Here is a 14,913-nt window from a genome sequence, read left to right as displayed (position 1 = left end):
ATATTACTTCAAACTATTTCATTCGGAATAATATATTCTTGATTTTCACCACAAGCTCCGGCATAACTAACAGCATTGACTGTTTTTTCTGTGCGAAGAGAAGATGCAAAGCCGCGGTTTTTCCCGTTTAGCCCTGTATGGCCTGTTACTGCTGTTGCTGATTGGCGCAAGTGGTGCTTGGCTGTGGTATCAGCACGCACAGCAACAACAGATCCGTTTTTGGCTGGGGCAAAAACTGATGCTGGACTTGCGTCACTTTTGCACTGAGGCAGTGACGGTTGAAAAGCCTTGTCAGCAACCGGTCACCGAACTCCCGGCTTTATGGCAACAAAAACTGCGCGAGTTGCAGATTGGCGGTGTGGTGTTATTTGCTGTCAATCTGCAGGAGCGGCAGCAGATTAGTGATTTGACCGCGGCCTTGCAACAAAGCGCCATCGACGACCTGCCGTTATTAATCGCCACTGACCAAGAAGGTGGCCGCGTCGCCCGGCTGCCGGAATCGGTGCTTCCGGCATTTCCAGGCGCCATGGCTCTAGGCGCAACTTACGCCAAAAATCAGCAGCATTTTGCTGGCGCGCAAGGCGCGGCACAGGCGCAGACTTTGCGCCAACTCGGTATCAACATCAATTTTTCGCCGTCCATGGATGTCAACAGCGATCCGGCCAATCCGGTGATTGGCGTCCGCGCTTTTGGTGATGATCCTCAGCAAGTAGCCGCGCTGGGAATTGCGTTAGCGCGCGGTCTGCAACAAGGTGGGGTGGCCGCGACACTTAAGCACTTTCCGGGGCATGGGGATACCGCAACCGACAGCCATACCGGTTTACCGCAGGTAGATCATGTGCGCGCTGTCGCTGAAACCATCGACTTAGAACCGTTTCGGCAGGCCGTGCAAGCCGGTGCTGCGCGACTGGTGATGACCGCACATATCCAGTATCCGGCATTGGATGACAGTCAAATCCAAACACAGCACGGCGAATGGATCGCACCGCCAGCAACGTTATCCAACACCATTTTGACTGGTGTACTGCGGGAACAGCTCGAATTTGACGGTGTGGTGATCACAGATGCGCTGAATATGCAGGCGATAAGTGACGCTTTCACGCCGTTGCAAGCGGTCAAATACAGTTTTGCTGCCGGCGCCGATATTGCGCTGATGCCGCTGGAGATCCAAAGCCCAGCCGACTTTGCCAGACTTGAGCAGCTCTTAGACGAACTGGTCGCAGCGGTACAAAACGGGGAACTGGACGTGCAGACACTGGAGCAGTCTTATTTACGCATCCGCGACCTGAAGCTGTGGCTCACGCAACAAGCGAAAACTGCTGCGCCTGCTGCAAATGACGCGAATGCGTTGTATCAAAGCCAACAGCAGTTGGATCTGGCTATTGCAACCAACGCGTTAACGCAACTGGATGGCGATCTCAGCGTTATTGCCAAGGCCAAAGCCTGGTATTTGTTGATGCCGGATGCAGACAAATGCCGGCGTTTTGGCCTTGCGCTGCAACATGAATTCCCGGCAATAGCGCTGCAATGTTTTGACCTTCGCAGCAATCAATCCTTGCCGCAACTTGAACCTGGCGCAGTAGTGATTGGTGCTTATGTCGCGCCGGAACAAAGTGCAGTTGAAGCCGGCGTGCTGGCGGATTTACGTATGGATGTTGCATTCAATGCGCCGCTCAGTGTCGACCAGCAACTGGCAAAGCTACAACAACAGCAACTGGCTGTGGCACGCAGCCAACAGGCCGCTACAGTGGTCGTCGCGCTGCGTTCGCCTTATCAGTTGCCGCAATTTGCCGGCAAAGTGGATATACGTCTCGCCACTTATGGCTATCCGTTTAGCCTGAAACCGGACAAGGAACCCGGCGCGGTGTTTGTCGCGCTGGCGCGATTAATCAGCGGTAAAACCACGGCAACCGGCGCACTGCCGGTGCATTTGGATTGATGCTGCTGGTATGTGTCGTGGCAATATGGCAGTGTAAAAAACGCAAAGACGGCTAAGGATTAAGGAACATCGATGTTATTGGACGCCCATTCAAGCCCGGCAGCGGTCAGAGCAGCCGCGCGGCAAGGACTCTGGCATGGACCGACAGCCGGCCTTGCCAATGGTTATGTACAGGCTAATCTGGCGATACTGCCCAAAGCGCTGGCGGATGACTTTTTGAAATTCTGTCTGGCCAATCCTAAACCTTGTCCGCTGCTGGCGTTCGCCACAGTGCCCGGTCAAACCGAATTTTTGCTGGCTGACCAAAAGCTGGATATCCGCACGGATGCGCCGCGTTACAACATTTTTCGCAGCGGCGTGCTGACCGAATCGGTCGGCGATTTAACTGCACACTGGCGCGACGATATGGTCAGTTTTCTGATTGGCTGTTCTTTTTCGTTTGAAGAGGCGCTGCAACAAGGTGGCATCGAACTGCGCCATCAGACAGAACAGAAGAATGTGCCGATGTACAACACCAATATTGAGTTGACGCCAGTCGGGCCTTTTCAGGGCAAGATGGTGGTCAGCATGCGGCCGATGCGCGCTGCGGATGCGATCCGCGCCATCCAGATTTGTAGCCGCTTTCCGACTGTCCACGGCGCGCCGGTGCATTTAGGCGATCCGGCGCTGATTGGTATTAAAGATCTGCAAGCGCCGGATTATGGCGACGCCGTTAGCATCCATGCTGATGAGATCCCGGTATTCTGGGCCTGTGGTGTCACGCCGCAGGTGGCGATTAAAAATGCCAAGGCCGATTTGGCCTTTAGCCACAGCCCCGGTTGTATGCTGGTGACCGATTTAACCAATGCCAGTCTGGCGGTGCTTTAAATGCATGGCCAGGTGGTAAGCACAGGCATTCCGGTACGGCTGCGGATCCACAGCGAGCAGGCGTTGCTGTTAGATTTATCCGCGCTGGCGCCACAAGGCCCTGGGCCGGACCTGATGCAGATCATGCAGAACTTACGGATGCAGTTACCGCTATTGCTCGGTGATGTGCTGTTGGAGCTGGTGCCGTCTTACACTTCGGTGTTAATTATTTTTGACGTCCTGAAAACTGACCACAGCGAGATTTGGCAGAAAATTGTCTCGGCACAAACAGCGTTGTTCCGGCCAGATCTGCAGGCAAGCACGTTTAAAACCATTGAGTTGCCCTGTTATTACAGCCTGGAAAGCGGGCCAGACCTGCAGCAGGTCGCAACGTTACATCAGTTGAGTATCGCTGAACTCATCCAGCTGCACAGCGGTCAGGCCTATCAGGTGTATGCCATTGGTTTTGCGCCGGGTTTTGCATATCTCGGCTTTACCGACCCGCGCATCAGTACACCGCGGCTTGCCAACCCCAGACCTGCGGTGGCCGCCGGCAGTGTTGCCATTGCTGACCGTCAGACTGCGGTCTATCCGGCCGCATCGCCCGGTGGTTGGCATTTACTGGGCAATTGCCCAACACCGCTGTTTGATTTAACCGCCGACCCGATGTTGCCATTTGCGGTGGGTGATACCGTGCGCTTTGTGCCGATTGAACGCGCTGAGTTTCTGCGGTTAGGGGGCCAATTATGAGCGTTCTGGCCAACCCATCTGAACAGCAAGGCTTATGGGTGCTGCAAAGCCATAGTGGTGTGCAGTTACAGGATGCCGGCCGATTTGGCGGTGCCAGCGCGGGCCTGACTCAAGGCGGCGCTGTGGATCTGACGGCCGCCCGGCTTGCCAATGCGCTGGTCGGTAATCATAACCATGTTGGCAGCACATGTCCGGCAGTGATTGAAATCACGCTGGGTGCCGTTGCCTTTCGGGCGGAGCAGCCGGTGTTAGTGGCGCTGACCGGCGCGGCGATGCCACTGTTAGTCAATAGTCAGCCGGTACAGCGCTACCGCACCTTGTTGTTACAACCCGGCGATCTACTCGAAATTGGTTATAGCCGGGCCGGCGCTCGTGCTTATCTGGCAGTGGCTGGCGGTTTTCCCGCACCGGCCATTTGTGGCAGTGTGGCCACAGTGCTTCGGGAAAAAGTCGGCGGGCCAGACGGACAGGGCAAAGCGATCAGCGCCGGCACTTTGTTATCCTGCGCCGCCTGGCAGCGGCCAGACCCACAGATTTCGTTGCCGTATCAGCAACATTACCGCCACCAGAGTATCCGCGCTATCCCTGTGATTGCCGGGGCTCAGCTGGAAGATCTCGATCCACAGCTGCCACAGCTGCTGACGCAGCGTCTATTTCGCGTCACCGCCCGCAGCGACCGGATGGGTATGCAATTAGGCGGTGAGCCTCTACCTGTTACTGCACAGCAGCTGTATTCAGAAGGGATCTGTTTAGGTGCGATGCAATTGCCGCCGAATGGCTTGCCGATTGTGATGCTCAATGATCATCAAACCATTGGCGGTTATCCCAAAACCGGTGCTTTAACGCGAGGCGCCTGCGAATGTCTGGGCCAACTGATGACCGGCAACTTTGTACGGTTTTATTGGTTGGATGTGGCAGACGCTGTGCTGCAGGAGCGTCAACGTCTGTATTTGCTGCAACAACAGCTGGACGCAATTGCTGCTGACTGGCAGCAAGGCCAAACGCGCGGAGATGACAATGAATAAGCCGGTCAGTTCGCCACAAACGCCTGTTCTGCCTGAAGCCGGACAGCAAGAAACCTGTCAGACAGGCGCCGGACAGACAGAAGCCACAGCGATCGAAGCGTTGCTGGTCGCCCGCAATCCGCGTGGCATGGCGCTGGCACGTCAGGCGCTGCAACCGGGTTATTTAGCGCGCGCCGCAACTTTGCTGAACCAGCCTGGCCGCACTGTGCTCATTGGCACCGGTTTTCCGGTGGCGGGGACCTTCGAAACTGATGGACCTGTTGGTGCCATCGCGATCTACCGCATGTTGCAGCAACTTGGCGTGCAACCGGTGTTGGTGTGTGGCGACCCGTTGTTGACTGTATTGGACGGACATTTCCAGGTCGAAGCTTTTCCGCTTGGTATTGATGGTCAGCAGCGTGCCGCGCAATTATTGGCGCAGTATCAGCCCGCTGCGGTGCTTTGTATTGAAAGGCCAGGGCAGGCGGCAGATGGGCGATATTACAATATGCGCCACGAGGATATCAGTGCCAAAGTCGCCGATTTAGATGCGCTGATGCGACTTGCCCCATGTCCGACTGTCGGTATTGGCGATGGCGGCAATGAAATTGGCATGGGCAAGATTATCGACGCAGTCCGGGCGCTCGATATCAGGCCCGCAGTGACCAGCTGCAGCGAACTGATTGTTGCAGATGTCTCGAACTGGGCAGCGTATGGTCTCGCTTATCACTGGTCGCTGCAAAGTGGCTTGGATCTGTTTGCCTGCTGTGATGCCCTGCCAAGCCTGCAGTTTTTATCCAATCACGGCAGTGTCGATGGTGTGACCCGGCAAAATACCCTGACCGAAGATGGCCTTTCGCCAGAGATTGGCGCGCAGTTGTGCCAGCAGATTTATCAATTGTATCAACAACACCGGTTGGCGCCGGTGTAAGGACCTGAATTGTCAGATGTATATCTAAACGGCAGTTTTATGCCCACCAGTGAAGCCCGTATTTCTCCAATGGACCGTGGGTTTTTGTTTGGCGATGGTATTTATGAAGTGATCCCGAGTTATCAGGGCAAGCTGGTCGGTTTTACCCCGCATATCGACCGGATGCAGCGGGGCCTGGCGGAGATTGGCATTCAGTTTGACTGGAACCATGCCAGCTGGCTCGACATGATCAAGGAATTGCTTGCGCGTAACGGCAATGGCGACCTGGGTGTTTACTTACACGTTTCCCGCGGCACAGACAGCAAACGCGGTCACGCTTTTCCGGCCGGAGTCACGCCGACAGTGTTTGCTTTTACTTTTGCGATCAATCCGCCGCCGACCGGGTTGCCGGGCTCAGCCAAACCTATTCAGGTCGCCTCGGCCAGTGATTTACGCTGGAAACGCTGTCATATCAAATCAACGGCGCTGCTTGGCAATGTATTGCACCACCAGCAGGGCGTCGATGCCGGTTATCAGGAAACGATACTATTTAACGAACAGGAAGAGTTAACAGAGGGCAGTTCCTGTAACGCCTTTATTGTCAAAGATGGTCTGATCAGCACACCACCACTGGATCAGCAGATTTTACCCGGCATTACGCGATTGTTACTGTTACAGATCCTGCGAACCTATAGCACGCTACCAGTGCAGGAACGTGTGATTAGCAAAGCCGAAGTGCTGGCGGCCGATGAAGTCTGGCTTACCAGCTCATCAAAAGAGTTAATGCCGGTAGTTGCCATCGATGGGCAGCCAGTTGGCTCTGGTGAAGTTGGCGCTATCTGGTATCAGGCCCAGCAATTATTCGCTGCGCATAAATTTACTGATTATCCTGCCGCTGAAAGCTAACTGCAGCGTCCCCCGCACTTCCTGAAAGTGCGGGGGTTAAAGCATATATAATTCAGTAAGATATAGGTCCGTCACGCCAACAGTGTGCACATTTTTGTGGTCTGGCATCTTCCTGCCACTGCACTTAATAATTGAATATTCCTAACTTATAAATTAATTCGCATAAGCTATTTCTCATAAAATAATTTATTGCTATCTTTGCTGTGGGCGGGAATAAAATTTCGCCTTGATGGACCGTCTGTGATCAGACGGTGGCAGCGGCAGCGCTTTTGCAGTCGGGCTGGTTTGGCAGCAAATCAGCGTGAAAAGCAGGTCAGCGGTACAGACAATAATAATCCGGGACTTAGCAATGAAAACAACAACATCACCGCAGTATCCGACGACGCCGGTCCGGCGTTTTGGTATCAACCTTATTACCAGTGCACTACTTGCCAGCGCTTTATGTGCCGCGCCAGCGATGGCCCAGCAGGCAGGGGGCATTAAAGGCAAAATCAGTGCAGATTCGGCCCAGAGCTCAGTCGCAGGCTTAACAATCACTGCCAGCAGTAATGTAATGCCAAAACCACGCACCGCAGTGACCAAAGCCGATGGCTCTTATTCTTTGCCATTGTTACTCCCGGGCAAATATGACCTGACGATCAGCAACACAACCGGCGTTGTGCGCAAAATGCAGGTTGAAGTGCAACTTGAGCAAACCTCTACCGTTGACGTTAATCTCGGTGCCGGCGGCGCCGATGTTGAAGTGATCCAGGTGTTGGGTAGCGCCATCTCGCGGGAAGGTAATTCAGCACTGACCAACTCACTAGGCGCAGAAAATATCGAATCTCTGCCGGTGGGTCAGGAATATCGTGATTTATTAAAACTAGTGCCGGGCGTGCAGTACTCAGAAAATGGCACCTTAGGCCCATCCGCCGGCGGTTCCGGTGTTGACAACAAATATGGTTTTGACGGCGTTGATGTCTCTTTACCATTATTCGGTAACCTGGCGTCAGATCCATCTACCCATGATATCGCCAGTGTATCGATGGACCGTGGCGGTGCCAAAGCGGTTGGTTTTAACCGCGCCGGTGGTTTTTCGATTAACACCATCTCCAAATCCGGTACCAATGAATTTGAAGGTTATGTCGAATATAAGCTGCAAGACAAAAGCCTGACAGCCAAAAGTGAGGATGTCGCTAAAGCCTTTAAGTCAGAAAGCAGTTGGATCACCATGGGTCTGGCTGGACCGCTGATTGAAGACATGTTGTATTTCTATGGCTCTTTTTACCGGCCAGAAACAGAACGTGCCAATAAAGAAACCAACTATGGGCCGGTAAAAGATTACAGCAGCGAGCGTGATGAATATTTCGGGAAGCTGACGTTCGCACCGACAGACGACTTGTTGTTCAACATGAGTCTGCGCGATTCTAGCCGTGAGTCAGATGGGGCTTCTGTTGGCGCTTTTGATTCAGATACAGTATCAGTCGGCGAAATATCCGATCAGACGATCCTGACTTTCGATGGCTCTTACCTGCTCAGCAGTAATACCAGTCTGACCTTTAACGCAGGCCGCTTTGAATTAGAAACCGCCACTGCCCCTGATAACCGCTTTTCGTTCCAGCCAGTCATTGGCAATAAACTGGATTTAAACAATCTGACCGGCCTTGGCACTTTGGCGGTCCCGACTTTAATCGCTAACGCGACCACACCGGCGCAGTTGGCATTTAACAACTTTGCCCAGCAGCTGATTAATCAATATGGTTATACCAATGCAGCCGGCGCCAAAGCTGGTGGTGGCCGTGTCGGTGGTGCGCCGCAAATCAACAATCAAAACTTCTACCGTGACAGTCTGGAATTTGCCATTGACCATGAGCTCAGTCATGGCGATACCACGCACAAATTGCATGCTGGCTTTAAATATTCGGATATCGAAGAAGAATTAAGCCGTTTATCCAATGGCTGGGGCTCAATCGCTTACACCGGTGGCTTGCAAAAAACCGCAGCTGGCGTGCCATATTTTTACCAAACCTCGACCGAACAAATGAGTTTGCTCGACGCCAGCGGTAAAACAGTACCACCGATTAAATCTGCTGCACGTTCCTATAACTTTGAGATCAATGACACTATCACGCACGGTGATTTCGACTACAACATCGGTGTGTTAATCAGTAAAGACGAGCTGTTTGGTCAGGGTTTACGCGAAAAAGCCGGCACTGTATCCGGTTTTGAACTGGCGCCCGGCAACAAGTACAAAATGTACACCATCGACTGGAAAGACATGATCCAGCCACGTTTGGGTGCTACCTGGCGTTATGACGGCGAAAATACCATTTTTGCCAACTATGCCTCCTACAATCCGGAAGCGAGCTCGCTGGCCCGCGCGGCATCCTGGGATCGCAGCACGCAGCGCACGTTATTAGTGCGGTTTGATGAAAACGGCAACTATCTGGAAACTGCCAACCGCGGTTCGTCCAGCGGTAAAGTATTTGCCGATGACCTCAAACCGCGCCGGATCGATGAATTCACCTTAGGCACGACTAAAGCGCTGGACGGCGGCTGGTTCCTGCGCAGTCACATCCGTCACCGCGAAGGTTCGCATTTCTGGGAAGATATCTGGAACTATGCGCGTTCGCGTGAAGGTACTTATGGCCCGAATGGTGGTGTGCCGGCAGATTTGCGCGCGCTTGGCGATTATGTGAAGAATCTGGAAGACATCCGCAAAGAAATCGGCGGTTCCACTTATGTTATTGCCGAAGTTGATGGCGGTTACACCAAGTATTGGGAAGCCAGTTTTGAAGCGGAGTGGGTTGGTGACCGCGCCTATCTGAACGCGTCTTATGTCTGGAGCCGTTATACCGGTAACTTCGATCAGGACAACACTACTTATACCAACGATGCCAATACCTTTATCGGTTCGTCCTATTACAACGACGACAAAGGCAAATACGTCTGGGATAACAAGGACGGCACACTGTCGGCCGACAAGCCACATCTGCTGAAAGTCTATGGCTATTACACATTAGACTGGGAAGCCAATATTGGTGCCTACTTCCTGTTCCAGTCCGGCCAGGCCTGGGAGAAGTGGTCAGGCGCTTATTATGGACTGAACCCACGCGGCGCTTATGAAGCCGTCAGCGCTTATGCGGAAAAAGCCGGCAGCAGACGCAGCAGCAGTCATTGGCAAATGGACCTGAACTATACGCAGGACTATGTGATTAATCCGGAACTGGTGGTTAAATTCCGTGCCGATCTGTTTAACGTCTTTAACCGGCAAACCGGTTATGACATTGAACCGATCGATTATGATCCGGAATACGGCACACCAAGACGCTGGTACAACCCGCGCCGGGTCCAGTTGTCAGTACGGGTAGATTTCTAACCTTTGCTAAAATCGCCGCAAACAGCTGCTGTGTTTGCGGCGTGCCGCAGGTAGGAAATAAGTTAATATAGAGAAACAAAAGCCAGTCGTTTGTGACTGGCTTTTTTATTGGACAGCTTGCCAAGCTTTCGCGGTTTAGAACTGACTAACCTGCAGCACCCATTGGTCCAGCAAAGGCCGGCCTTTGGCAACCCCTTGCTCTGCGTTCACCAATCCTACAAAGACCCAGGGCCGTTGCTGGCGGTCAAATACATAGCCGGCAAGGCCAGTGCCATTGCGTAAAGTACCGGTTTTCAGTCTGGCACGGTCGAGAGCCGACGTGGTCCGCATCCGATTCTGCAGAGTTCCGTCCACGCCAGCGCGTGGCAGACTGCTGGCCAAATCCAGCCCCCAGGGTTGCTGCCAGACATGTTGTAATAACGCCGCCAGCTGACTGGCGCTGATGCGGGCCTGGCGCGATAAACCTGAGCCATTGTCCAGCACCAGCCCTTGTGCCGGCAGTTGGCGCTGAGTCAGCCAATGCAACACCACTTGTTCTGCGGCCTGCACCGTATCCGGTTGTTGTGGATCTGCACCCACAGGCGCCAAACGGCCTAGCTGCAATGCCAATATACGCGCCAGGCCGTTGTCAGAATTCTTATTCAGCTGTTGCAGCAATTGCGGTAAAGGCCGGCTGAAATGTTGTGCCACTACCACGGCATCAGTCGGCGTTAGTCCCGGTTGTACGCGCAAAGGGGCGCCAAAACGGCCGCCAAGTTGGCGCCAGAACTGGCTTAAGCTTAATTGCCACTGAGCATCGCGGCTGAGCCAGGCCGCATCTTCCTGAAGCAGGCAGTTACGTGGAAAATCACCACGCAGCACCAGTTCAACGCCGCCGTTTGGCAGTGCGCGCTCATTAAGCACCAGCAAATCAGCATTAAACTGGTCACAGCGCGCGTCGGTTAGTTGCAATTCAGACTTAAGCTGTAAGTCTTTCAGCACCGGTAAACTGGTCAGTTGCACCGAGGTTGCATTGCTGTGTAACTGCAGTTGCAGCATCTGCTGATTGAGCCCGAGCGCATCCGGAATATAGTTGTAACGGGCGCGTGGCGACTCATCAAACGGCGGCGCTGCCGGGTCGGGCAGTAACGGACTAAACCAACTGCGGTCGAGCAGCACGCCAGCGCGTAACTCGCGCACGCCTTCGTTATACAGCTGCGCTAACATAGACGACACTGCCGCATAATCCAGCTCTGGATCGCCTTTGCCGCGCACATACAGCGGCTTGGTTAAAATGCCGCTTTGACGGGCTTGAGCCAAATCTGCGGCATCAGCCAAGAATTCCGTTTCACCGCGCCATAACGGCCCGAGCTGATCCAATGCCACGGCACTAGTGACCAGTTTTAAGGTGCTGGCCGGTTGAAGTAATAAATCTGCATTGTGCTGGATCACGGCAGTGTTCGCTGCAGGCTCACCGGGCATTGCGACCGGCAGCACCACCAGTGCAACCTGATCTGGCTGCAGACCTGCTGCGAGGATCTGCTGCTGAAGGTCGTGACGCAGTTGCATACCGGTCTGATTGGCGCAACCACTGAGCAACAGGGCCACAATAGAAGAAAGTAGGTACCGGGAAACGGGTCTCAACATCAGGGAAAACCTCGGTTTAACTTAGCGAACAGTGGGCAACTGTGGGAGTTGCCAGTCCTGTTTTAGCCGTTGATATTCGCTGGCGGGCAGCAGCAGATACAGCGGTTCGGCCTGAGGACTTAACCATTGCAGCAAAGCCGTCAGATGTTCAGGCGTCAACGCAGTGCAACCGGCCGTTTTACGACCATCCGGTGACTTTAGATGCATAAAAATACAGCTACCGGCACCAGTCTGGCGCGCTTCGCCGGAACTGAAATTATGGTCAATAAACAAACCTTGTTCGTACACGGCGTCTGGTTTTGCCATCAGGTCACGCCGCATCGGCTCTGAACTGCCGGCAGTCCATTCGGATCGATATTGCCGGATATCCAGTGTCTGGTTGTACAAAGGTGAGGCGGGTACATCGATACAATAATCAAACCGGCTCATCTGCTGGTACGGCATCTGGGTGGCAAGTGTTGGCAAAGCGCCAAACGCCGCACTTAACCGAAATAAACCCGCCGGCGCTTTGCCATCACCTTCCTGTTTTTGCGGGCCTTCACTTTGTGCCGGATGTAGACCAAGGCCCCAAGCGGTGCCATTGCGCCCGAGGTCGACCTGGCTAGTCTGACCGTTGTCTTGCCAACGCTGTCCGGCTACACGGGAAAACTGATATAACTGACCGCTGCTGGCATCCCAGCTATCACTGATCACGACTACTAACTGCGTTGTCCCGGCAGGGATCACAGTTTCTGCTGTCACCGGCTGGATCGCGGGCTGCATCGACTGGCTACACCCAGCCAGTAATAAGAGCGACCCCGGCAACACCCCGGTTAACCAGCGCCAGGTGTTTTTGTTCTCTAACTGGCGGTTTGTCGCGCGTTCGAGCACCAAGCCAAGCGGTAAAATGATTGATTTAACAGCTGATTTTGCAAGTTGTTTTGGTCTTCGCATCATGTCGCCTGTGCTTGTAATTTGATCTTGGGTCAGTATACTTGAATAAATAATTCCTGACACACCAATAGGTTTAGAATGATTGGAATAACGAACCGCTACTGCTCTGTGCTGTCCAATCTGGTGCGTTGCAGTCTGCTTATCATCAGCACAGGAGTGATCACGGTGATCCCGACGGCAACAGCCAGTTCGCACGATATTCCATTCCTGAACGCGGCGCAATTGGCGCCGGACTATTGGCTGGCACGCAGCAAAGCGCCTGACCAGATCCTGCGCACGCCAAAACAAATCGCCGCCAGCAATGCGCAGCTACTCAGCACTTTGCCGGATATGCTCGATCTTGCTAAAGCCCCTGGTTCTTACAGCCCACAACAATTACTGACGCTCATCAACCAAAGCTCGGGATTGCCCAAAGCGGCGCGGTTTTATGCCGATGGCAAGCAACTCACGCCGGCGGACTTTGCGCGTTATCAACAAGCCATGGCGCTGCATACCTTGGCTGACAGTAGCGGGGCGAAAGCTGGGGCCAGCGTTCAGGCCGCTTACGCACTCGTTACTAGTCGCGGCATAATCCGCGCTTTTCCGACTTTAGATCGGGTGTTTAATGATGGTATGGACACGGATATCGACCGTTTTCAGGAAACTGCGGTGTTTCCGGGCCAACCTTTGCAAGTGCTGCATTATAGTCAGGACCGGTTATGGGCCTTTGTCCGGCATTATCACTACAGTGGCTGGCTACAGGTTAAACATCTGGCACTGACCGATAAACAAACCGCACTCAATTTTGCCAATAACCCGGACTTTTTGCTGGTGACTGGTGCACGGGCGTTTACCAACTTCACCGCTGAACAGCCAGATGTATCCGAGGTAGCGCTGGATATGGGCGTGCGCCTGCCGCTATTAAAAGATTTCCCGGCGCTGGTGCATGACCAGAATCCGGCATTTAGTTATGTGGTGCAACTACCGGTACGCCGTACGGACGGCACCTTAGCCTTGAAGCCGGCGCTGGTTGCGCGTAGTCAGGATGTGCGCACCGGCTTTTTGCCGCTGACCCGCGCCAATATCATCCGTCAGTCATTTAAGTTTCTCGGCGAGCGCTACGGCTGGGGTCATGACTACAATGCGCGCGATTGCTCCGGTTTTATTGGTGAAGTGTTTAAGACCTTTGGTGTGCTGCTGCCACGCAATACCAGTAGCCTCGGTAAACAACGCTTTGCCGCGGAACTGCAGCTCGATAACGCCACAGCCGCCGAAAAAGCGCAGGCGCTGAGTCAAACCGATACCGGCGATTTATTGCTGATCCCGGGCCATGTGATGCTGGTGCTGGGGCGCGCCGACGACGGGCAGCTTTTTGTCATCCATTCGGTTAATGGCCTGAGTTATTTCCACAACAATGGCCAGTATTATCAAAGTAAATTAAATGGCGTCAGTATCACGCCGTTGTTGCCGCTGCAGCTCAATCAGCACACCAGTTATCTGCAAGCGCTATACAACATCAAAAGCCTGACGCGGGAGATCTATGCGCATCCTTAACATCGACACCTTTTTGTTAGAAGTGCCGTTAAAAACGCCTTTTGTTACGGCGCTACGCCGCGTCGACAGCGTGCAGGATTTAGTGGTTCGGCTTGAGCTGGAAAACGGGATTTGTGGCTATGGCGAAGCGGCGCCGACGCTGGTTATTAGCGGCGATAGCCTGCAATCGATGCAGGCGGTGATCCACACGGTGTTTAAACCGATGCTGGTCGGGCAATCCATCTTCAATTTCCAGTCACTGCTGCATCAGTTGCAGCGGCGAGTGGTCGGCAACAGCAGCGCTAAAGCTGCGGTTGAGATCGCACTTTATGATGTCCGGGCGCAATTATTCGGCGTCCCGCTCTGTCAGTTACTTGGTGGAGCAGTCACCAGCGTGACCACCGATGTGACTATCAGCATGAACCCGGTTGAAGCCATGGTATTGGACGCCCGCAACGCCGTCGCCGCCGGTTATCAACAGCTGAAAATCAAGCTGGGCAGTGAGCCAGAACTTGATGTCGAAAGAGTTCTTGCCATTCATCGCGCCGTACCCGGCCATATCAAACTGCGGCTTGATGTGAATCAGGCCTGGACGGCGAAACAAAGTATCCGCGCGCTACGCCAGATTGAAGCCGCCGGCATTGTGCCAGAGCTGGTGGAGCAACCGGTGCCGGCGGCTGATCTTGCCGGCTTAAAAGCGGTGAAAGACGCGGTGCTGACGCCGGTGATGGCGGATGAAAGTGCCTATAGCCCGGCCGACGTAGTGACGCTGCTGGCGCAGGATTGTTGCGACATTATCAACATTAAACTGATGAAAACCGGCGGGATCAGCGGCGCCCTGCAGATATTGGCGTTGGCTGATGTGGCCGGCAAACCCTGTATGCTGGGTTCTATGCTGGAGTCATCGATTAGTGTTGCCGCGGCCGCACATCTGGCCGCCGCTTATCCGCAGACTATCCGTTATCTGGATCTGGATGGGCCAACCTTATCCAGCTTTGACCCGGTCAGCGGTGGCACGCGCTTTGAAGGCCCGACCATTTCGCTTAATAGCAGCGCAGGTTTAGGCATTCAGGCTGTGAAGGGCTTAACGCATTGGCCCTTGGCAGCGCTGCCAACGCAGCACTAAAAC

General features: G+C 53.9%; 11 protein-coding genes. 9 read left to right on the top strand and 2 right to left on the bottom strand.

Annotated elements, in window-relative coordinates; translation table 11 throughout:
* Positions 1–103 precede the first annotated feature (103 nt).
* The 7 genes from ACQ66Q_RS04455 to ACQ66Q_RS04425 all read left to right on the top strand — a co-directional run bounded on the left by ACQ66Q_RS04455 (position 104) and on the right by ACQ66Q_RS04425 (position 9,713).
* Positions 104–1,939: a glycoside hydrolase family 3 N-terminal domain-containing protein gene (locus ACQ66Q_RS04455; RefSeq protein ID WP_430455691.1), complete on the top strand. Its 1,836-nt coding sequence runs from the start codon at positions 104–106 to the stop codon at positions 1,937–1,939.
* Positions 1,940–2,011: 72 nt separating this feature from the next.
* Positions 2,012–2,806, top strand: a complete 795-nt coding sequence (locus ACQ66Q_RS04450; protein WP_430455690.1) for a putative hydro-lyase — start codon at positions 2,012–2,014, stop codon at positions 2,804–2,806.
* Positions 2,807–3,535: a 5-oxoprolinase subunit PxpB gene (pxpB, locus tag ACQ66Q_RS04445; protein ID WP_430455689.1), complete on the top strand. Its 729-nt coding sequence runs from the start codon at positions 2,807–2,809 to the stop codon at positions 3,533–3,535.
* Positions 3,532–4,560, top strand: coding sequence for a biotin-dependent carboxyltransferase family protein (locus ACQ66Q_RS04440; protein WP_430455688.1), 1,029 nt, complete (start codon positions 3,532–3,534; stop codon positions 4,558–4,560). The genes pxpB and ACQ66Q_RS04440 overlap by 4 nt, the downstream gene beginning before the upstream one ends.
* Positions 4,553–5,470, top strand: a complete 918-nt coding sequence (locus tag ACQ66Q_RS04435; RefSeq protein WP_430455687.1) for a DUF4392 domain-containing protein — start codon at positions 4,553–4,555, stop codon at positions 5,468–5,470. The genes ACQ66Q_RS04440 and ACQ66Q_RS04435 overlap by 8 nt, the downstream gene beginning before the upstream one ends.
* Positions 5,471–5,509: 39 nt before the next feature.
* Positions 5,510–6,355: a D-amino acid aminotransferase gene (locus tag ACQ66Q_RS04430; RefSeq protein WP_430455686.1), complete on the top strand. Its 846-nt coding sequence runs from the start codon at positions 5,510–5,512 to the stop codon at positions 6,353–6,355.
* 349 nt (positions 6,356–6,704) lie between these two features.
* On the top strand, positions 6,705–9,713 hold the full coding sequence (locus ACQ66Q_RS04425; protein WP_430455685.1) for a carboxypeptidase regulatory-like domain-containing protein: 3,009 nt from the start codon (positions 6,705–6,707) through the stop codon (positions 9,711–9,713).
* A 135-nt stretch (positions 9,714–9,848) separates the two neighbouring features.
* Here ACQ66Q_RS04425 and dacB read toward each other — a convergent pair whose 3' ends face one another.
* Together dacB and ACQ66Q_RS04415 are read right to left on the bottom strand one after the other, a co-directional pair.
* Positions 9,849–11,339 carry a D-alanyl-D-alanine carboxypeptidase/D-alanyl-D-alanine endopeptidase gene (gene dacB / locus ACQ66Q_RS04420; protein WP_430455684.1) on the bottom strand — a complete coding sequence of 497 codons (1,491 nt, stop codon included), beginning with the start codon at positions 11,337–11,339 and terminating at the stop codon, positions 9,849–9,851.
* A gap of 21 nt (positions 11,340–11,360) precedes the next feature.
* Complete coding sequence (locus ACQ66Q_RS04415; protein WP_430455683.1) at positions 11,361–12,275, bottom strand: L,D-transpeptidase family protein; 915 nt, start codon at positions 12,273–12,275, stop codon at positions 11,361–11,363.
* 75 nt (positions 12,276–12,350) lie between these two features.
* On the opposite strand from ACQ66Q_RS04415, the gene ACQ66Q_RS04410 reads away from it, so the two are divergent.
* Together ACQ66Q_RS04410 and ACQ66Q_RS04405 are read left to right on the top strand one after the other, a co-directional pair.
* Positions 12,351–13,805 carry an SH3 domain-containing protein gene (locus tag ACQ66Q_RS04410; RefSeq protein WP_430455682.1) on the top strand — a complete coding sequence of 485 codons (1,455 nt, stop codon included), beginning with the start codon at positions 12,351–12,353 and terminating at the stop codon, positions 13,803–13,805.
* Positions 13,792–14,910, top strand: a complete 1,119-nt coding sequence (locus tag ACQ66Q_RS04405) for a dipeptide epimerase (protein WP_430455681.1) — start codon at positions 13,792–13,794, stop codon at positions 14,908–14,910. The genes ACQ66Q_RS04410 and ACQ66Q_RS04405 overlap by 14 nt, the downstream gene beginning before the upstream one ends.
* Positions 14,911–14,913 lie beyond the last annotated feature (3 nt).

Source organism: Rheinheimera sp., assembly GCF_965283995.1.
Classification (GTDB): domain Bacteria; phylum Pseudomonadota; class Gammaproteobacteria; order Enterobacterales; family Alteromonadaceae; genus Pararheinheimera.
The sequence above is the reverse complement of the archived record's forward strand: the minus strand, read 5'-3'. Positions and strand labels throughout refer to the sequence as shown.

What these genes read in the sequence shown, in the direction of transcription:
- pxpB (WP_430455689.1), top strand. Translation starts at nt 2,807, where the DNA reads ATGCATGGCCAGGTGGTAAGCACAGGCATTCCGGTACGGCTGCGGATC.
- ACQ66Q_RS04435 (WP_430455687.1), top strand. Translation starts at nt 4,553, where the DNA reads ATGAATAAGCCGGTCAGTTCGCCACAAACGCCTGTTCTGCCTGAAGCC.
- ACQ66Q_RS04430 (WP_430455686.1), top strand. Translation starts at nt 5,510, where the DNA reads ATGCCCACCAGTGAAGCCCGTATTTCTCCAATGGACCGTGGGTTTTTG.
- ACQ66Q_RS04410 (WP_430455682.1), top strand. Translation starts at nt 12,351, where the DNA reads ATGATTGGAATAACGAACCGCTACTGCTCTGTGCTGTCCAATCTGGTG.
- ACQ66Q_RS04455 (WP_430455691.1), top strand. Translation starts at nt 104, where the DNA reads ATGCAAAGCCGCGGTTTTTCCCGTTTAGCCCTGTATGGCCTGTTACTG.
- ACQ66Q_RS04450 (WP_430455690.1), top strand. Translation starts at nt 2,012, where the DNA reads ATGTTATTGGACGCCCATTCAAGCCCGGCAGCGGTCAGAGCAGCCGCG.
- ACQ66Q_RS04440 (WP_430455688.1), top strand. Translation starts at nt 3,532, where the DNA reads ATGAGCGTTCTGGCCAACCCATCTGAACAGCAAGGCTTATGGGTGCTG.
- ACQ66Q_RS04405 (WP_430455681.1), top strand. Translation starts at nt 13,792, where the DNA reads ATGCGCATCCTTAACATCGACACCTTTTTGTTAGAAGTGCCGTTAAAA.
- dacB (WP_430455684.1), bottom strand. Translation starts at nt 11,339, where the DNA reads ATGTTGAGACCCGTTTCCCGGTACCTACTTTCTTCTATTGTGGCCCTG.
- ACQ66Q_RS04425 (WP_430455685.1), top strand. Translation starts at nt 6,705, where the DNA reads ATGAAAACAACAACATCACCGCAGTATCCGACGACGCCGGTCCGGCGT.
- ACQ66Q_RS04415 (WP_430455683.1), bottom strand. Translation starts at nt 12,275, where the DNA reads ATGATGCGAAGACCAAAACAACTTGCAAAATCAGCTGTTAAATCAATC.